The 18,307-nt window shown below is 60.2% G+C and carries 15 protein-coding genes and 1 pseudogene; 7 read left to right on the top strand and 9 right to left on the bottom strand.

The genetic code is table 11. The features are described 5' to 3' along the window. Positions 1-9 precede the first annotated feature (9 nt). The 6 genes from lon to cmoB all read left to right on the top strand — a co-directional run bounded on the left by lon (position 10) and on the right by cmoB (position 6,030). Entirely contained in the window at positions 10-2,439 is a 2,430-nt protein-coding gene (lon, locus tag BLU25_RS19930; RefSeq protein ID WP_029611265.1) for an endopeptidase La, read from the top strand. A 210-nt stretch (positions 2,440-2,649) separates the two neighbouring features. Then, the gene (locus tag BLU25_RS19925; RefSeq protein WP_016779650.1) at positions 2,650-3,144 is read left to right on the top strand and encodes a hypothetical protein; all 495 of its coding nucleotides are present in this window, start codon (positions 2,650-2,652) and stop codon (positions 3,142-3,144) included. A gap of 75 nt (positions 3,145-3,219) precedes the next feature. Next, a complete protein-coding gene (locus tag BLU25_RS19920) occupies positions 3,220-3,612 on the top strand; it encodes a protease inhibitor I42 family protein (RefSeq protein ID WP_016779649.1) in 393 nt (130 codons plus the stop codon). A gap of 1 nt (position 3,613) precedes the next feature. Beyond that, positions 3,614-4,249: a lysoplasmalogenase gene (locus BLU25_RS19915; RefSeq protein ID WP_016779648.1), complete on the top strand. Its 636-nt coding sequence runs from the start codon at positions 3,614-3,616 to the stop codon at positions 4,247-4,249. A gap of 84 nt (positions 4,250-4,333) precedes the next feature. Then, entirely contained in the window at positions 4,334-5,077 is a 744-nt protein-coding gene (gene cmoA, locus BLU25_RS19910) for a carboxy-S-adenosyl-L-methionine synthase CmoA (protein ID WP_016779647.1), read from the top strand. Continuing rightward, positions 5,074-6,030, top strand: coding sequence for a tRNA 5-methoxyuridine(34)/uridine 5-oxyacetic acid(34) synthase CmoB (gene cmoB, locus BLU25_RS19905; RefSeq protein WP_016779646.1), 957 nt, complete (start codon positions 5,074-5,076; stop codon positions 6,028-6,030). The genes cmoA and cmoB overlap by 4 nt, the downstream gene beginning before the upstream one ends. Before the next feature lie 107 nt (positions 6,031-6,137). Here cmoB and tadA read toward each other — a convergent pair whose 3' ends face one another. The 7 genes from tadA to treP form a co-directional block, all read right to left on the bottom strand. Continuing rightward, positions 6,138-6,626 (bottom strand): tRNA adenosine(34) deaminase TadA, encoded by a 489-nt coding sequence (gene tadA / locus BLU25_RS19900; RefSeq protein WP_016779645.1) that lies wholly within the window; start codon positions 6,624-6,626, stop codon positions 6,138-6,140. Further along, on the bottom strand, positions 6,626-8,002 hold the full coding sequence (locus tag BLU25_RS19895; RefSeq protein ID WP_083369796.1) for a multicopper oxidase family protein: 1,377 nt from the start codon (positions 8,000-8,002) through the stop codon (positions 6,626-6,628). The genes tadA and BLU25_RS19895 overlap by 1 nt, the downstream gene beginning before the upstream one ends. Before the next feature lie 235 nt (positions 8,003-8,237). After that, complete coding sequence (locus tag BLU25_RS19890; RefSeq protein ID WP_016779643.1) at positions 8,238-8,513, bottom strand: PTS transporter subunit EIIB; 276 nt, start codon at positions 8,511-8,513, stop codon at positions 8,238-8,240. Between the two features lie 2 nt (positions 8,514-8,515). Beyond that, positions 8,516-11,041, bottom strand: coding sequence for a phosphoenolpyruvate--protein phosphotransferase (gene ptsP / locus BLU25_RS19885; RefSeq protein WP_016779642.1), 2,526 nt, complete (start codon positions 11,039-11,041; stop codon positions 8,516-8,518). Between the two features lie 59 nt (positions 11,042-11,100). Next, a complete protein-coding gene (locus tag BLU25_RS19880; RefSeq protein ID WP_016779641.1) occupies positions 11,101-12,324 on the bottom strand; it encodes a maltoporin in 1,224 nt (407 codons plus the stop codon). 142 nt (positions 12,325-12,466) lie between these two features. Next, positions 12,467-14,113, bottom strand: a complete 1,647-nt coding sequence (treC, locus tag BLU25_RS19875; protein WP_016779640.1) for an alpha,alpha-phosphotrehalase — start codon at positions 14,111-14,113, stop codon at positions 12,467-12,469. A gap of 120 nt (positions 14,114-14,233) precedes the next feature. Then, entirely contained in the window at positions 14,234-15,676 is a 1,443-nt protein-coding gene (treP, locus tag BLU25_RS19870; protein WP_016779639.1) for a PTS system trehalose-specific EIIBC component, read from the bottom strand. A gap of 197 nt (positions 15,677-15,873) precedes the next feature. Here treP and treR point away from each other — a divergent pair, with 197 nt between their 5' ends. Continuing rightward, positions 15,874-16,578: a trehalose operon repressor gene (gene treR / locus BLU25_RS19865; protein WP_016779638.1), complete on the top strand. Its 705-nt coding sequence runs from the start codon at positions 15,874-15,876 to the stop codon at positions 16,576-16,578. Between the two features lie 123 nt (positions 16,579-16,701). Here the strand turns inward: treR and BLU25_RS23895 are convergent. After that, positions 16,702-17,358 (bottom strand): annotated as a pseudogene (locus BLU25_RS23895) (trypsin-like peptidase domain-containing protein). 302 nt (positions 17,359-17,660) lie between these two features. Further along, positions 17,661-18,218 (bottom strand): hypothetical protein, encoded by a 558-nt coding sequence (locus BLU25_RS19855; protein WP_020467774.1) that lies wholly within the window; start codon positions 18,216-18,218, stop codon positions 17,661-17,663. Between the last annotated feature and the right edge of the window lie 89 nt (positions 18,219-18,307).

The raw sequence follows: 18,307 nt of genomic DNA, 5'->3' as shown, positions 1-18,307 counted from the left end.
AGGTGCCCCATGAGCGACCAGCAAGAGTTTCCGGACAATACAACCGAGTACACCGATGTAGAACACACTGAATCCGAACACCAACCCCATTCTGGAGGGACTGAATTGGCATTGCCGGAGCAGAATCTGCCGGACAAGGTTTACATCATCCCGATCCACAATCGGCCGTTCTTCCCGGCACAAGTGCTGCCGGTCATCGTCAATGAAGAACCCTGGGCCGAAACCCTGGAACTGGTCAGCAAATCCCCTCATCATTCCCTGGCGCTGTTTTTTGTCGACACGCCACCTGATGACCCCCGGCATTTCGATACCAAAAGCCTCCCTGAATACGGCACGCTGGTAAAAGTGCATCACGCCAGCCGCGAAAACGGCAAACTGCAGTTCGTGGCCCAGGGCCTGAGCCGCGTGCGTATCAGCATGTGGCTCAAGCACCACCGCCCGCCGTATCTGGTTGAAGTCGAATACCCGCAGCAACCCAAGGAGCCCACCGACGAGGTGAAGGCCTACGGCATGGCCCTGATCAATGCGATCAAGGAGTTGCTGCCGCTCAACCCGCTGTACAGCGAAGAGCTGAAAAACTACCTCAACCGTTTTAGCCCAAATGATCCGTCGCCGCTGACCGATTTCGCGGCAGCCCTGACATCGGCCACAGGCAACGAGCTGCAGCAGGTGCTCGATTGCGTGCCGATGCTCAAGCGCATGGAAAAAGTCCTGCCCATGCTGCGTAAGGAAGTCGAGGTTGCGCGGCTGCAAAAAGAAATTTCAGCCGAAGTTAACCTCAAGATCGGCGAACATCAGCGCGAGTTCTTCCTTAAGGAACAACTCAAGGTGATCCAGCAGGAACTCGGCCTGACCAAGGACGACCGCAGCGCCGATATCGAGCAGTTCAAGCAGCGCCTTGAAGGCAAGACGCTGCCGGCCCAGGCGCAAAAGCGCATTGATGACGAGCTCAACAAACTGTCGATCCTGGAAACCGGGTCGCCGGAATACGCCGTTACCCGCAACTATCTGGACTGGGCTTCGGCGCTGCCGTGGGGCGTGCTGGGGCAGGACAAACTTGACCTCAAGCACGCGCGCAAAGTGCTCGACGCCCACCACGCGGGGCTCGATGACATTAAAGAGCGCATCCTCGAATTCCTCGCTGTGGGTGCCTACAAAGGCTCGGTCAGCGGTTCGATCGTGCTGCTGGTGGGCCCGCCGGGCGTGGGTAAAACCAGTATCGGCAAGTCGATTGCCGAATCGCTGGGCCGTCCGTTCTATCGCTTCAGTGTCGGCGGCATGCGCGACGAGGCCGAGATCAAGGGCCATCGCCGCACCTACATTGGCGCCCAGCCGGGCAAGCTGGTGCAGGCGCTCAAGGATGTCGAAGTGATGAACCCGGTAATCATGCTCGACGAGATCGACAAGATGGGCCAGAGCTTCCAGGGCGACCCTGCCTCGGCCCTGCTCGAAACCCTGGACCCGGAACAGAACGTCGACTTCCTCGACCATTACCTCGACCTGCGCCTGGACCTGTCCAAAGTGCTGTTTGTGTGTACTGCCAACACCCTGGACTCGATCCCCGGCCCGTTGCTCGACCGTATGGAAGTGATCCGCCTTTCGGGCTATATCACCGAAGAGAAAGTCGCGATCGCCAAACGCCACCTGTGGCCCAAACAGCTCGAAAAAGCCGGCGTGGCCAAAGACAAGCTGAGCATCAGTGACAGCGCCCTGCGCGCCGTGATTGACGGTTATGCCCGCGAAGCCGGGGTGCGCCAGCTGGAAAAACAGCTGGGCAAACTGGTGCGCAAGGCCGTGGTCAAGTTGCTTGCCGACCCAAAAGCCGTGATCAAGATCGGCCCCAAAGACCTCGAAGCCTCGCTGGGCATGCCGGTGTTCCGTAACGAACAGGTGATCAGCGGCACCGGGGTGATAACCGGCCTGGCCTGGACCAGCATGGGGGGCGCGACGTTGCCAATCGAGGCAACCCGCATTCACACCCTCAATCGCGGCTTCAAGCTGACCGGGCAACTGGGCGAAGTTATGAAAGAGTCAGCTGAAATCGCCTACAGCTATATCAGCTCTAACCTGAAGCAATTTGGCGGCGATCCCAAGTTCTTCGATGAGGCGTTTGTCCACCTGCATGTGCCTGAAGGCGCTACGCCGAAAGATGGCCCAAGCGCGGGCGTGACGATGGCCAGTGCCCTGCTGTCGCTGGCGCGCAATCAGCCACCGAAAAAAGGCATCGCCATGACCGGCGAACTGACCCTGACCGGGCATGTATTGCCAATTGGTGGCGTGCGCGAAAAAGTAATTGCGGCGCGCAGGCAGAAAATCAACGAACTGATCCTGCCGGAACCGAACCGCGGTCACTTCGAAGAACTGCCCGATTATCTGAAAGAAGGCATCACCGTACACTTTGCCAAGCGCTTTACCGATGTGGCCAAGGTGCTGTTTTAAAACTGTTTGTTAGCCCTGACTGGCCCGGGATGGCTTCACCGCGATCCAACAGGCCAGTCGGGCTGCCTGCTTCGGCACTCGCACATTGGATCCAAAATACCGTGCAAGTCGCCAACTAGACACGTCTACTGTCATTTATGACAGTAGACGATTGCCCATTTCCCATCCTTAATAGAGACAATTCCCACAAAAATAATGCAGGAAAAGAATATGGCACTTCATCATCCTGTATATGAGAACCCGGATGTCCTGAGGCTCAAGGAGTCAGGACAAAAAATCTTCAATCCCAGAACCCGGGGAGAACTCAAGGCCGAGCTGCTGGACCGTCCTGCTTTTACCGCGCAGGAAATGACCTTTGCCAGCAGCCAGAAAAAAATCGTCATTACCGGCGAGTTCGATGACTTTGGCTCAACCGCTTATCGCGCGGTGGCCTTCACGCTGGATATCAATATCCAGTCAGGCATCTACCTGTTCAAAAAAGACGAGCACGGCCCCATCCAGTCCATGTCCTATATCGAATGTGTTGAAGTCGATGGCCGCCAGGTCTATCACTTGAACCAGGCCGATGTCGGCACCCTGCACCTGAGTGTGGTCGAGAGTTGCTACAGCGCCCGCCTGTTCACAATGGAAGGCCTGGACCACAACGGCAACAGCATGGAGATGTGCGGCGACTTCAGCATCAGCCCGCCCCACGCGTCTTTTTAGCCGGCCGAGGACAAATGGCACAGCACCCGTCATGGGGTATGCTGCGCCATTGTGTTTGCCCGACCGGAGCCTTCAATGCCCCCAGTACGCCTTATCCCCCTGCTCGCCCTCAGCCTGCTGACGGCCTGTGCGCAACAGCCTGCACACAACGTTACCCTCGAAGACCAAAGCGACTGCCCCCAGCAACTGCATGTGGGCCAACAGCTGATCGTGTCACTGCCGAGCAACCCCACTACCGGTTACCGCTGGTCTATTCAGGACTCTGCTGGCGGCGTGCTGCGCAGCCTGGGGCCGGAGGTCTACACCAGCAGCGACAACGGCCAGCTACTGGGCAGCGGCGGCCAATCGACCTGGCGCTTTCAGGTATTTGCCCCTGGCAGCGGCCGCCTGCGCCTGACCTCTCAGCAACCGTGGGAACCTGAAGCCGAACCGGCACAGGTGTTCGACTGCCCGATCACGGTGAACTGATATGACGTGGCTGATCCTTGCGATCTTGGGCGCTGCCACCTACCTCTATGGCGTCAGCACGCACGCCATAATGCTGTGCCTGCTGACCAAGCCCGTACCGGTACTGGCGTTGCTCGGCTGGCTGCACAGCGGACCTGTCAGCCCCTATCGACGCTGGATCAGCATTGGCCTGGGGTTTTCCCTGCTGGGCGACATCCTGCTGGCCTGGCCACAAGATCTGTTTGTATTTGGCCTTGGGGCGTTTTTGTTCGCCCACCTGGCCTATCTCAAGGCCTACCTTGTGGACTGCCGCCGCCCTGCCGTGCCGGCCCTGATCCTGGCACTGCTTGCCGGTGGCAGCTTGTTGAGCGTCATGGCCAGTCAGGGCCTGGGCGATTTGCTGGTGCCGGTGAGTGTCTATGCCCTGGCCATCAGCGCCATGCTCTGGCGCGCCCTCGCCCGCCTGGGCAGCAGCGTGGCCAAACGTTCGGCCTGGCTGGCCGCGGCAGGCGCCTTGGCATTTGTGGTCTCGGACAGCCTGATTGGCATCGACCGCTTTGTGCAGCCGTTCGCCGCCGCGCCCTACCTGATCATCCTCAGTTACTGGCTGGGCCAATGGGGTATCGCCGCCTCGACGTTCAGCCAGGGCAGGCGCTGAACGGTTTATCAGACAGACCGCGCATCCCGGCGCCAACTTGGCTAAAATGCCGCCCCTTTTAAAATTTCCAGCGCCGGAACCGTCGTGAGCAAAGAACCTGACCGTATATTCGCCCAGCCCCTGGCCCAGGTGCCGGACTTCGCCTTTAACGAAGACGTGGTGCGGGTGTTCCCGGACATGATCAAGCGCTCGGTGCCCGGCTACCCGACCATCGTCGAGAACCTCGGCGTACTCGCCGCCCAGTTCGCCCGGCCCGACAGCGTGCTGTACGACCTTGGCTGCTCACTGGGCGCGGTGACCCAGGCCCTGCGCCGCCATGTGCGCACGGACGGCTGCAAGGTGATTGCCGTGGACAACTCGGCGGCGATGGTCGAGCGCTGCCGCGAATACCTCAACGGGCAGAACTCGATGTTTCAGGAGCTGTTGCCGGTCGAGGTGATCGAGGGCGATATCCTGGCGCTGGAATTTGAACCCGCGTCGGTGGTGGCGCTGAACTTCACCCTGCAATTTATCGCCCCTGAACAGCGCCTGGCGCTGCTGGGCCGTATCCGTCAGTCGTTGCTGCCGGGCGGCGCCCTGATCCTCTCGGAAAAGCTGCGTTTCAGTGATCCCGAAGAGCACGGCCTGCTCACCGACCTGCATGTGGCCTTCAAGCGGGCCAACGGCTATAGCGAACTGGAAATCGCACAAAAGCGCAGCGCCATTGAAAACGTCATGAAGCCCGACAGCCTCGAAGAACACCGCGAACGCCTGCTGGCGGCCGGGTTCTCGAAAGTCGTGCCGTGGTTCCAGTGTCTTAACTTTGCCTCGTTGATTGCCTTGCCATGATTGATCTGTCCCCTCTTGCCCGGCGTCTGGCCGGTACTCCACTGGCTGAATGGGCCAATACCCTGCAAGCCCAGCTCGACGTAAAAATGGAAAAAGGCCACGGCGACCTGGAGCGCTGGCAAAGCGCGCTGGATGCCTTGCCCGACGTTAAACCGAGCGAAATCGACCTGTTGAATGGCCTGACCCTGGACACCGACTGCGACGACGCCACCCGAGCGCAGATGCGCGAGGCACTGATGGGCCTGTCGCCGTGGCGCAAAGGCCCGTTCGACCTGTTTGGCGTACACGTCGACACCGAATGGCACTCGGACTGGAAGTGGTCACGGGTCGCGCCGCATATCGACCTCAAGGGCAAGCGCATCCTCGATGTGGGTTGCGGCAACGGCTACTACATGTGGCGCATGCTCGGCGCCGGCGCCCACAGCGTGATTGGCGTAGACCCCAACTGGCTGTTCTTCTGCCAGTTCCAGGCCGTGCAGCGCTTTTTGCAACAGGAAGCGGCATGGCACCTGCCGTTCCCGTTCGAAGACCTGCCGCCGAACCTGGAAGGCTTCGACACCGTGTTTTCCATGGGCGTGTTCTACCATCGCCGTTCGCCCATCGAGCATCTGCTGGCGTTGAAAGACTGCTTGGTCAAGGGCGGCGAACTGGTGCTGGAAACCCTGGTGATCGAAGGCGACGTGAACCAGGTACTGGTACCGGAAGACCGCTACGCGCAGATGCGCAACGTGTGGTTCCTGCCCTCGATCCCGGCGCTGGAGCGCTGGTTGCGCCGTGCCGGTTTCAGCGATGTGCGCTGCGTGGACGTGAGCGTCACCACGGTTGAAGAGCAGCGTGCCACCGAGTGGATGAAATACCAGTCGCTGAGCGACTACCTGGACCCGAACGACCACAGCAAAACCATCGAAGGCCTGCCGGCGCCGATGCGGGCGGTGATAGTGGCGAGGAAGTAACACACCCCCTTCACCCCTGTGGGAGCGGGCTTGCTCGCGATGCAGACGCCTCGATATGTCTGATACACCGAGGTGATGCTATCGCGAGCAAGCCCGCTCCCACAGGTTCAGCGAGCTCTTCTGGCCTTGAAGAACTCGCTGAGGATCGCCCCGCACTCTTCAGCCAACACCCCGCCTTCATACAGCACCCGGTGATTCAGAAAGCCCTGGGTAAAAAACTGCCCCTGGCTTTGTACAATCCCGGCCTTGGGCTCCAGCGCGCCGTACACCACCCGCGCCACCCGCGAATGCACGATCAGCCCCGCACACATGCTGCACGGCTCCAGCGTCACATACAGGGTACTGCCCGGCAGCCGGTAGTTGTTGACGGCCGTGGCGGCGGCGCGAATGGCCATCATCTCGGCGTGGGCGCTGGGGTCGCTGCCGCTGATCGGGCAGTTGAAGCCACGGCCAATGATTTCACCGTCCTGTACCAGCACCGCGCCCACCGGCACTTCGCCCAGTGCCGCACCCTGGGCCGCCAGGGCCAGGGCTTCACGCATAAAGTCTTGATCGCGGCTGCGGTCGATGATCCGGGGTTGACGCCCTTGTCGCATCAGGAAACCTCAATAGCGGCCATCAGGCCGGTTTCCATGTGATCAATCACATGGCAGTGGAACATCCACACGCCGGGATTATCCGCCACCAGCGCCACGCGGGCACGTTCGTTTTTGCCCAGCAGGTAGGTGTCGGTGAAATACGGGATGATCTTTTTGCGGTTGGACGCCAGCACCTTGAAGCTCATGCCGTGCAAATGGATGGGGTGCTGGTACTGGGTCATGTTCTTCAACTCGAAGATATAGCTCTGCCCCAGCTTGAGTTTGGCAATCGGCCGGTCGGCGCAGGTCTTGTCCTTGATATCCCAGGCCACGCCGTTGATCTGCCACAGGCTCGGCGGCTGATCGGGCCCCAGGTCTTCGGACACCGAACCGACCCACTCAAAGTTGAAGTTGATCTTCTCGGCATTCGCCACGTCAGGCTCGGCAATCGGGTTGGCGGGCAACGCCGGTGGCCACTCAGCCGGCGCATCGGCGCTGGCGACCGAGCGCAGGGTACCCAGACGCACCGGGCCGTCACGCAACGACAGCTCCTCGCCTGCAGCCGGGGCCTTGATCCCCAGGCAAATGCGCATGCCCGGGCCCAGCCAGTAGTCCTTGCCCAGCGGCCGTGGCGCGATGGGGTTGCCGTCCAGGGCGTAGATCATCGCTTCCACGCCGGGAATATTCAGGCGATAGGTCAGGGTGTTGTCGAGGTTGAGAATGCGCACGCGGGTGATCTGCCCGGCAGGCAGGTCAATGGTCGGCACATGCACGCCATTGATCGTCGACAGCCGCCCCGCCGTACCGCCGCGGGCCGCCTCGCGGGTGATGCTGAACGGCAGGAAGGCACCCTCTTCGTCCACATGCCAGTTCTTGATGCTCAGGGTACGCTCGTGCTTGAAACCGGTGGGTTCGCGCTCTTCGACAATCAGCGGGCCGACCAGGCCACGGCCCAGTTCTTCGCTGCTGTTGACGTGGGGGTGATACCAGTAGCTGCCCGCATCGGGTACGCGGAACTTGTAATCGAAGTATTCACCCGGCAATACCGGCAATTGCGAGACGTAGGGCACGCCGTCCATTTCCAGGGGCAGGCGGATACCGTGCCAGTGGATGGTGGTCGCCACCGGCAGGTGGTTGATAAAGCGTACCCGCAGCCACTCGCCCTGGCGCACCCGCAGCTCGGTGCCGGGCGCCGAAGGGCCAAAGGCCCAGGCCTGGGTGATATGACCAGGCACCAGCTCAACGTCCAGTGGCGCGCTGATCAGTTCGTAATCGTGGCTGGCGTTCTCGGCGGCCACCTTGCCCAGCCAGTAACGCGAAGCGCCTCCTGCGCCAACACCCACCACTACCAGGCCGGCCAGACCACCGAGTATTTGTCGACGGGTAAAGGACATGGATTCAACTACCTCTCGTATCCGGCGCGGGCGTTGGGCCCGCAAAAGGCGAATACGATACACCTGCAGTTGCGAAACAGTAAGGGCGGGGTGGCGAAGGGTCACAGTCGGCAGGCAAACACCCCCCCTGTGGGAGCGGGCTTGCTCGCGATGGGATCACTGCGGTGTTACAGGTACACCGCAGCGCTGTTATCGCGAGCAAGCCCGCTCCCACCCAAGGGCCGTTGGACTGGGTCTACACCCCCACCACCAAATGCACCACCCCGCCCGGCAGACTCAAGATGCCCGGCACCCCCGCCACACGCAGGGCTTGCGGATCCAGACGGGTGATATCGGCCAGCTCCACACGGATCCGGGTCAAGGCCACCCGCTGTTCGGTCTTGATATTGCCGGCACCGCCCAGCGCGGCCAGCACTGTTTTATCCAGGGTCGACGCCGGTTTGCCCGGTTCATCCGCCACCAGATCGGGGGTCAGGGCCTTCCAGAAAGCTTTGAGCACTTTATCGAACATGTTCAATACTCCAACTCGGTCATGGGTTGCACCATTGACTGCAATGCAGCCCGCACCTGCCCTGCACACTCCAGGCCGAGCACACGCTGCGTCAGGGCCTGGCATTCGGCATAATCCAGCTGCCGAACCCGCGCCTTGATACTCGGAACCAAGGGCACGCTCACCGATAACTCATCCACCCCCAGCCCCAGCAACACTGGCACCGCCAGCGTCTCGGAGGCCAGCGCGCCACATACCCCCACCCATTTGCCGTGAGCATGGGCGGCCTTGACGGTGCTGGCGATCAGGCGCAACACCGCCGGGTGCAAGCTGTCGGCCTGGCTGGCCAGACGCGGATGGTCACGGTCCATCGCCAGGGTGTACTGGGTCAGGTCGTTGGTGCCAATGGAGAAAAAATCGACCTCGGGGGCAAACAGGTCCGCCATCAACGCCGCTGCCGGTACTTCGATCATGATCCCCAGCTTGGGCAGGGTCGTGATCCCCAGCGCCAGCGCCTGCTCTTCGAGCAACTGGCGGGCCATGCGCAACTCGGACAACTGCGTGACCATCGGCAACATGATATGCAGGCGAGTCAGGTCGGCGCTGGCCAGAATCGCGCTGAACTGCTCACGCAACAGTTGCGGGCGATCCAGGCACAGGCGAATTCCGCGCAGGCCCAAAAACGGGTTGGCCTCATGCTCCATCGGCACATAGGCCAGGGGTTTGTCACCGCCCACATCCAGGGTGCGCACCACCAGGTTGTGCCCGGTACCCACGGCGCGGGCGATGGCACTGTAGGTGGCAACCTGCTCGGCATGGCCGGGGGCGCTGCTGCGCTCCAGATAGAGAAACTCGGAGCGCAGTAAACCAACCCCTTCTGCGCCCAGGTTCATCGCTTGTTCGGCTTCGGCCAAGGAGGCGATATTGGCGCTGACTTCGATGCGCACCCCGTCCCGGGTACAGGCCGGCAATGCCGCCTGTTGCAAATCCTGCTGCTGGCGCTGGTGCTCAAAGGCACGCCGGGCTGTGAGCTGCTGGACCCGTTGCGGATCCGGTTGCAGATGCAACTGCCCCTGATCCGCATCAAGCAACACCGCCGTACCGTTGGCCAGCGCCAGCACCTGCGGTGACATACCGCAAAGCGCCGGCAAGCCCAGCGCCCGGGCCAGAATCGCCACATGACTGGTGGCACCGCCACCGACCGTGGCAAAGCCTGCGACCTTGCACGTATCCAGAGTTGCGGTCTGCGACGGGGTCAGTTGTTCGGCAATCAGGATAGCCTGCTCCGGCAACTCCAGCGCGCTGTCCTGCACCCCGAGGATCAGTTTGAGCACACGCTGGCCAACATCCTCCAGATCCAGCGCCCGCTCGGCCAACAGGCGGTTGCCCAGGCCCTTGAACAGGGTCGCCGTCTCATGGGTAGCGCTTTGCCAGGCGAAGGCTGCGCTCTTGCCCTGCGCGATCAACCCGAAGGCCTGCTCCAGCAAGCCCGGGTCTTCCAGCAACTCCTGGTGAGCCTTGAAAATCTCGCCTTGCGCCTTGCCCGCGGCGTTGTCACATAACACTTGCAACTGCGCCGAGGCACTTGCCAACGCCTGTTGCAACTGCTCGCGCTCGCGGGGCTGGTCGGTTGCCAGCTCGCTGATCTGCAACGCGCTTGCGGTCAGTTGCACCACATGCCCGAATGCCGAGCCAGGTGATGCACAGACCCCACGCAACTCGTCACTGGCTTCAGGTTCAGGCGCTGCCACCGGCGCGGTTTCGACCGCCACAACGGCGACCGTCTCACCGCAGCCGCTCGCCAGCAGTTCGCCCAGTACCTTGAGTGCTTGCCCGGCATCAGGGCCGGTGGCACTGAGGTGAACGCTGTCCCCGCACACCGTCTGCAGGGCCATGATCGCTACCAGCGACTTGGCATTGGCGCTCTCGCCCTGCTTGTGCAATTGGATGGTGGCCGCAAAGCCTTTCGCCGCCTGGGCCAATACTGCTGCAGGACGGGCATGCAAGCCGTTGGGATTGGGCAGAAGCTGCGGCGGCGAGTGCTGTGCGCTGCCGGTTTGCACCTCGGCTTGCGCCGGGGCCTGCTGCAGTTGCAGGCGCAGCAGCGGCTGGCCGGTTTCGACCAGAACGCTACCCGCTGACGGGGCCACAAAGGGTTCGCCGCTCACCACCAGCATCAGGGTCAACAAACTGCGGGCATGCAGGGCGATGTAGTCAGCATCGAACTCGATCAACGCCTGCCCCGCGGTCACCTGCTGGCCCTCCTCGACCAGCGCCGTGAAGCCCTTGCCGCCCAAATTTACCGTATCCAGACCGATATGCAGCAACACCTGCACACCGTCGGCCGCCGTGATGCTGATGGCGTGGCCGGTGTGCTGCAGGTTGCTGACCACCCCGGCCAGCGGCGCACAGAGCACCTGCGATGTCGGGTCGATACACAGGCCGTCGCCAATCAGGCGACTGGCAAACACCGGGTCGGGCACGTTATCCAGCGCCATCAACACACCGGACAACGGTGCCAGCAATTCCACTTGTGGGGATGTGACCATGACTTCACCTGCAGTTGATTCAGTTAAATGCCGATGGAGCGCGAGCCCCGACAGCTCGCTTACTTCCACCAGTACTCGACTTGCAAACCGGCGTTGGAACCGTGTCGGGCCGAGCCAAATGCACCGCTGTCGGACAGCGCCGAGCCGGCGTCGAACTCATTGGCCGCACGTTGCGCGGCAGCGTTCCAGCTGGCATAGGTGTAATACAGGCGCACTTCCGGGCGCGTCCAGAAACCCGGGCCCTTGGGTGACCAGGTGGGCGCAAAGGTGAACTTGCTCAGCTTGCGCGTACCATCTGCGGCCTTGACCTGGTCATGGCCCAGCTCGGTAACCAGCTTGAACTGCTCGCTGATCGCATAGGTGGGGCGCACGCCCAACGACAGCCACTCCTGATTGCCGCCGTCGGGGCGAAAATCCTTCTGGTACACCGCCTCGACCTGCCCGCCGAAACGCGGCGTCACTTGCCAGTCGAAAAACTCGACAATCCGGTAGCGCTTGCTGCTGTTATCCAGACGAAAGTCGCCGGTATAACCCAGGCCGGTGCCCGACCCTTCGCCGTACTGCACGGCAAATTTGTTCTTGCCCCCCAGGAACTCGCTTTGCACATGCTGCGCGGTAATGGCCCAGCCACTGTGGGCATCGGTGCGCTCGGGCTTGTCCAGATAACTGAGGCCCAACTCCAGCTGACCGCCAGGGTTGGTGTTGAAACCGGCGACGTTGAAGTCGTGACGGGTGACGTAGTTTTCCTGGTAGAGGTTGTCCTTGCGCGACAGGGCGTAGCTGTACTTGAGGCCGCCGATCAACACGTCCTCGATACCGGCACCGGTCGCACTCTGGTTCCAGTAGTAGAAGTCGGAAATATGGATATCGTTACGCTTGTAGTAACGACGTCCGGCCCACAGCGAACCGCCGTTGAGGCTCGGCAGATTGGACCATTGCGCATACAACTGCGGCAGGCGTGCCGAACCGTTGTCCCCCTGAAACGTCAGCTGGCGATCGTACTGGTTGTACAACGAGGCCATGCCATCGACGCTCAGCACCGAGCCATCGTCGAAGCTGTAGACGTCCTGGCGCAGTTCCAGCTCGGCGTATTGTTCGCACTCGTTGCCCAACCGGTACTTGGCCTCGGCGCCGGGCAGCTTGAAGCAGGATTGCTTGCCGCCGTTGAGCGAGTTGCCCACGCCACTGCGCAGGTACCCGGCAAACTCCAGGGCGTTGACAGAAAGTGGCGCCAGCAGGCACAGGCTGGCGATACAAATGCTGTGGTTGAGTGAAGATTTCATTGCACGACCTTTTTTATTGTTATGTGATTACAGCCATATTTCTGTGGGAGCGGGCTTGCCCGCGATGGTCACACCGTGTTGATTCAGGCCTGTCGAGTTGCCTGAATCGCGAGCAAGCCCGCTCCCACAGAGGAATCCAGCTTCAGGTGTTCAGGTGCAGCACGAAAGACTCATAGGGCCGCAGCGAGATCCTGTTGCTGCGCACCGGGCAGTCGTCGTAGTTGCTGATCAGCAGCCGCTGGCTCATGTCCGCGGCAATCACCCCTTCCGGTAATTCGAAGTCGCAGGGCGTGCCGTAGAAGTTATTGATCACCAGCAGACGCTCGCCAGCGCCCTCACGCACATAGACCCACACCTGCTTGTGCTCGGGCAACAACAGACGGTATTCACCGTGTTTCAGCAACGGCTCTGCGCGACGCAAGGCGATCAAGTGACGGTAGTGATGCAGCACTGAAGCCGGGTCATTGCGCTGGTCTTCAACGTTGATAAAAGCCGCGTTGGCGGGGATGCCAAGCCACGGCTCGGCGCTGCTGAAACCGGCGTTGGGCTGATGGTCCCATTGCATCGGCGTGCGGCCGTTATCCCGCGACTTTTGCTTGATCGCAGCCATGCATTCGTCGTGAGGCACACCCGCTTCACGCTTGAGGCGATAGATATTCAGGGTTTCGACATCGCGGTACTGCTCGATATGTTCGAACCCCGGGTTGGTCATGCCGATTTCTTCGCCCTGGTAGACATAGGGCGTGCCTTGCAGAAAGTGCAACGCGGTGGCCAGCATCTTGGCCGAGACCACGCGGTGTTCGCCGTCATCACCAAAACGCGAGACCACACGGGGCTGGTCGTGGTTACACCAAAACAGCGCGTTCCAGCCGCCACCCGCCTGCATGCCGGTTTGCCAGTGCGACAGGATGCCCTTGAGCTGCAGGAAGTCGAAATCAGCCCGCTGCCACTTTTGCATGTTCGGGTAATCAACTTTCAAGTGATGGAAGTTGAAGGTCATCGACAGCTCCTCACTGTCGGGCCGCGAATACCGGATGCAGTGCTCAAGGCTGGTGGACGACATCTCGCCGACGCTGACCAGATCGTGGCCGGCAAACACTTCGCGGTGCATCTCCTGCAGGTACTCATGCACGTTGGGGCCGTCGGTATAGAAGCGGCGGCCGTCGCTGTCGTCCTGGGGGAAGTGCGCCGGTTTCGAGATCAGGTTGATCACGTCCAGGCGGAAACCGCCCACGCCCTTGTCCCGCCAAAAACACATCAGTTTGTAGACCTCGGCACGCACCTTGGGGTTGTCCCAGTTGAGGTCGGCCTGAGTGTGGTCAAACAGGTGCAGGTAGTACTGGCCGGTTTGCGCCTCGTATTCCCAGGCCGAGCCACCGAACTTGGATTCCCAGTTGTTTGGCTGGTCGCGCCAGATATAGAAGTCGCGGTACGGGTTGTCGAGGCTGCTGCGCGCCTGCTGGAACCATTCGTGCTCGATGGAGGTGTGGTTGACCACGATATCGAGCATCAGCTTGAGGCCGCGGGCACCGGCTTCGCGGATCAGCAACTCGCAATCGGCCATGCTGCCGTAGCTCGGGTCGATGGCGTAGTAATCGCTGATGTCATAGCCATTGTCACGCTGGGGCGAGCGTAAAAACGGCGTCAGCCACAGGTAGTCCACACCCAGCCACTGCAGGTAATCGAGCTTGTCGACCACCCCGAGCAAGTCACCGGTGGCGTTGCCCGCGTGGCTGTAAAAACTTTTTGGGTAGATCTGATAGATCACCGAGCGCTGCCAGTCTTGCATGGGGTGTTCCTTGCTTGGACGTTGTAGCCGCTGCCGAAGGCTGCGATAAGGGCCGCAGGACCTTCAATCAAGAGGGGCCTGCTTCGCAGCCTTCGGCAGCAGCTACAGAAAATGGATGTGCTACGCCACGCGATAACCGGGACGAATGATTTTCAGGCTCAGGGCACAGGTCAGGACAAACGGCACGACAATGGCCATCAGCATGCCGATCACAAACATCGGGATGTACTGCGGAATGATCGAGATAAAGCCGGGCAGACCGCCAACCCCGATGGCCGAGGCCAGCACCTTGTTCAACGACAGAAAAATGCTGCCCAGCGCCGAACCGACCAGCGCTGCATAAAACGGAAACTTGTAGCGCAGGTTAATCCCGAACATCGCCGGTTCCGTGATACCGAAATACGCCGATACCGCAGAGGTCGAAGCCATGCTGCGCTCACGCACATTGCGGCTCATGTAGAACACGCCGAGCGCCGCGCTGCCCTGGGCCAGGTTGGACATGACGATCATTGGCCAGATAAAGGTGCCGCCGTGGTTGGCAATCAGCTGCAGGTCCACGGCAAGAAACATGTGGTGCATACCGGTGATCACCAGCGGTGCGTACAACAGCCCGAAAATCATCCCGCCAAGCACCGGGGCCACATCAAACAACAGCACCACGCCCTCGGTAATCAGGATGCCAAGGTGACGGGTCACCGGGCCGATGATCGCCAGCGCCAGCACGCCGGTAATGACGATGGTGGTGATGGGCACCACCAGCAGTTGAATGGCATTGGGTACCCGCGCCCGCAGCCATTTTTCGATCACGCTCATCACATAGGCGGCCAACAGGATCGGCAGGATCTGCCCCTGGTAGCCCACTTTCTCGATCTGGAACAGGCCGAGGATATTGAAGTACGGCAGGCTCTGGCCCTCCAGCCCGGCCACGGCCTTACCGTAGTTCCAGGCATTGAGCAGGTCGGGGTGAACCAGCATCAGGCCCAGGACGATGCCGAGGATTTCGCTGCCACCAAAGCGCTTGGCCGCCGACCAGCCCACTAGGGCAGGCAGGAATACGAAAGAGGTGTTGGCCATCAGGTTGATCAGGCTCCATACCCCGTCCAGTTGCGGATAGGCATCGAGCAGGGTTTTGCCATCGATAAACATGCCCTTGGCGCCGAGCAGGTTGTTCACGCCCATCAGCAGGCCGGCAATGATCAGCGCCGGCAGGATAGGCATAAACACATCGGAGAACACGCGCACCAGACGCTGCATGGCGTTGGCCTTGTCGGCGCCCTGCTGCTTGACGTCGGCGATGGTGGCGGCGGCCAGGCCGGTCTGCTCGCGCAGGGCAGCGTAGACCTTTTCGACTTCGCCGGGGCCGATCACCACCTGGTACAGGCCGCCGGTAAAGAAGGAACCTTTCACCAGATCGATCTGGTTAAGGCTGGCGCTGTCCACCAGGCTCGGGTCCTTGAGCGCCAGGCGCAAACGCGTCACGCAATGTGCGGCCTGCTCAACGTTGGCGGCACCACCGAGGCTGTGCAGCAACTCGCTGGCGATCTGGGAGTAGTCGTGGCTCATGCGTGGTCTCCGCTTGAATTTTTATTATGGAGCGTCGCTGTGGCAGCACCGCCGAAGCAAAAAAATACTCGTCTGTACGAGTTAAAGCAACAACTGGTACAGACGAGTTGGTGATTTTTCTTCCGCGGGCTTGCGCTGCCTTCCCTCCAGCCCTTAAGGTTCCGGGCCCCGAGCCCAATCGGCATAGAGCCTTCGTCATGACCAAATACAATCAGATCTACACCGATCTGCTTGCCAGCATTACCACTGAACGCCTGGCCCGTGGTGCCCGCCTGCCGTCCGAAACCGAGTTGATGGCCAGCTACGGGGCCAGCCGCGGCACGGTGCGCAAGGCCATCGAACAACTGCAGGAGCGTGGCTTTGCCCAGAAAATCCACGGCAAGGGCACCTTTGTATTGTCATCCAGCCCGATCGAGTTCCAGCTGGGCGGTATCGTCAGTTTTCAGGAGACCTACCCGCGCCTGGGTGGCAACGTCAGTACCGAGGTGGTGGAATTCACCCGATTTCCGCTCGAAGGGGCGCTGTGCGAAAAGTTCGATGTTGAAGCGGGCAGCCTGATCACCCGGATCAAGCGGGTACGCCATATAGATGGCAAGCGCGTGATTCTGGACATCAACCATTTTGTCAGCGACCTGATCCCGGGGCTGGATCAGGCCATTGCCGAGCACTCGATCTATGCCTATATCGAGCAGACCCTCAACCTGCAGATCAGCTATGCCCAGCGCACCATCGAAGCGGTGCCGCGCAGCAAGGACGACCAGCAGCATCTGGACCTCGATGGTCAGAGCCATGTGATCGTGGTGAGCAACCAGACGTTTTTGCAGGATGGGCGCCAGTTCGAGTACACCGAGTCACGGCATACGCTGGACAAGTTCTACTTTTCGGATGTGGCGCGGCGCTGACATCAAAAGCACCCCAGTCCTCTCCCGGAGGGAGGGGGCGCCGGCTGGTGGTGCTGCACAGATCTGCTTTGGCTTTTAGCCCCCTCTCCCTCCGGGAGAGGGCTGGGGTGAGGGGCTCTTGAATTACTTGACCACAAACTTCGAACCACGCCCTCCATCAAGCTGTGCCTGCAACATCCCCCATTCCCGCGCAATGATCGAGTACGGAATAAAGATGCTCACCCTCTGCGCGCCCTTCAACTCGGGCAAAGTAATCGCACTGTTCAGGCTGGTCGAATAAAAACCGGCATTGATCCCCACCACACAACCGTCACTGGCGATCACCGGCCCACCCGACATGCCCTTGACCAGCGGGGCATCATGGATGGCATACAGGTCGCCACTGTGTTCTTCAGTGTTGCGAAAGGGCGTTTTATACACCCGCCCCTTACCCGTGGTGGTCACAAGGTAAGGGCTCACACCCACCGCCGTGATGCTCTCGCCCACGCGCTATGCACGCCATGCCGGATAGCGGCCGTTAGCTTTGTGCTTGATAAAGACCAGATCGCAGTGGGTGCTGCAACGGTAGGCCACATTGGGAATAAACGGAGTATGCCCTGTGGTGACGGCGTAATCTTCATTCCACTGCACAGCCGAAGCCATGTACATCAATGGCAAGGGAAAGCCTGAAAAGACCGAGAAATACGCATCATTGAGCGGCCCCGACAAGTCGGGCTTCACGAATCCATTGCATCCTGCAGTAACAACTCCTATTAACAAGAAGGCCATGATCTTGATCATGAGAAGTCACCGTCTTATAGGATGAATGTAACTGGCTGTGCTTGTCAGTATTTTGACTACGGCAAAAACAGCGCACCTAAGCAGTTGTTTTCGCAAGGCGCTGTATTATTTATGGATGAGGTTTTAATAACGCGTATGAATCAATCGAACTAGGCTCAATCGCTTTTCGATCAATTTGAAGTTCCAAAAAATTGGCGCCGGAAGTTCGTGGGTGTCCAACACCAGCCACAAAAAAAACGATCAACCCCAGGGGCTGATCGCCTTTTTCACATCACACCGGACTCAGGCTTTTTTCAGCGCAGTCAGTTTGCGGCCGCCTCATTTTTTCCAACGCCAACGTTTTTGCGCTCACCGGCTGGGGAAACTTCATACACGCTCATAACCCAAGTGTCGGCGATCACGGTTTCAACCACATAATTCTTCTTGGCTTGTGGCGTGAATTGCTGCGCAACAGGCTGCTCTTTGTCGAACGGCGTAGGCATTGGAATACCGTTGAAGGTGAACTGCTTGGCCTTGACCGTCCCTTCCACGTGCACCACTTTGTCTGCATCGACCAGCTTGCTGATGCTGTCAGTGCCACCGCCAATTCTCTTCAGATAGGCCGGTATGCGTTTGAAGTAAGCAGTGTCATACACACGATCACCCGCGTCATCCATTCGACCGTCGGAATACCCGTACATGTAACTGACAGGGTGGTCACCCTCTCCGCCAATGGTGCGGAAAGTCACGCTGGCTTGATGGTCACTCATGGCCAGTGGCACTACCGGCGCTGAAGTGAGATCACCCGCCTTACGGCTACTGCAACCGGTCATCACAAGGGCGAGCGTGATTGCTAACGGAACTGCCAGATATGTTTTCATTCGATCCTTGAACAGTCTATGAGAGGGATCGTATGGAACCATTGGTTGAACGAAAGTTCCCTATACGATATCGGCGCATCGCTCTCTAC

Source organism: Pseudomonas fragi (assembly GCF_900105835.1).
GTDB classification, from domain to species: Bacteria; Pseudomonadota; Gammaproteobacteria; order Pseudomonadales; family Pseudomonadaceae; genus Aquipseudomonas; species Aquipseudomonas fragi.
Note: the sequence above shows the minus strand (reverse complement) of the source record. Positions and strands in the feature narration are given on the sequence as shown.

Coding starts and splice junctions, on each gene's coding strand:
- ptsP (WP_016779642.1), bottom strand. CDS start 11,041: ATGGTCACATCCCCACAAGTGGAATTGCTGGCACCGTTGTCCGGTGTG.
- BLU25_RS19880 (WP_016779641.1), bottom strand. CDS start 12,324: ATGAAATCTTCACTCAACCACAGCATTTGTATCGCCAGCCTGTGCCTG.
- cmoB (WP_016779646.1), top strand. CDS start 5,074: ATGATTGATCTGTCCCCTCTTGCCCGGCGTCTGGCCGGTACTCCACTG.
- BLU25_RS19890 (WP_016779643.1), bottom strand. CDS start 8,513: ATGTTCGATAAAGTGCTCAAAGCTTTCTGGAAGGCCCTGACCCCCGAT.
- treC (WP_016779640.1), bottom strand. CDS start 14,113: ATGCAAGACTGGCAGCGCTCGGTGATCTATCAGATCTACCCAAAAAGT.
- lon (WP_029611265.1), top strand. CDS start 10: ATGAGCGACCAGCAAGAGTTTCCGGACAATACAACCGAGTACACCGAT.
- BLU25_RS19895 (WP_083369796.1), bottom strand. CDS start 8,002: ATGTCCTTTACCCGTCGACAAATACTCGGTGGTCTGGCCGGCCTGGTA.
- treP (WP_016779639.1), bottom strand. CDS start 15,676: ATGAGCCACGACTACTCCCAGATCGCCAGCGAGTTGCTGCACAGCCTC.
- BLU25_RS19925 (WP_016779650.1), top strand. CDS start 2,650: ATGGCACTTCATCATCCTGTATATGAGAACCCGGATGTCCTGAGGCTC.
- BLU25_RS19920 (WP_016779649.1), top strand. CDS start 3,220: ATGCCCCCAGTACGCCTTATCCCCCTGCTCGCCCTCAGCCTGCTGACG.
- BLU25_RS19915 (WP_016779648.1), top strand. CDS start 3,614: ATGACGTGGCTGATCCTTGCGATCTTGGGCGCTGCCACCTACCTCTAT.
- BLU25_RS19855 (WP_020467774.1), bottom strand. CDS start 18,218: ATGAAAACATATCTGGCAGTTCCGTTAGCAATCACGCTCGCCCTTGTG.
- tadA (WP_016779645.1), bottom strand. CDS start 6,626: ATGCGACAAGGGCGTCAACCCCGGATCATCGACCGCAGCCGCGATCAA.
- treR (WP_016779638.1), top strand. CDS start 15,874: ATGACCAAATACAATCAGATCTACACCGATCTGCTTGCCAGCATTACC.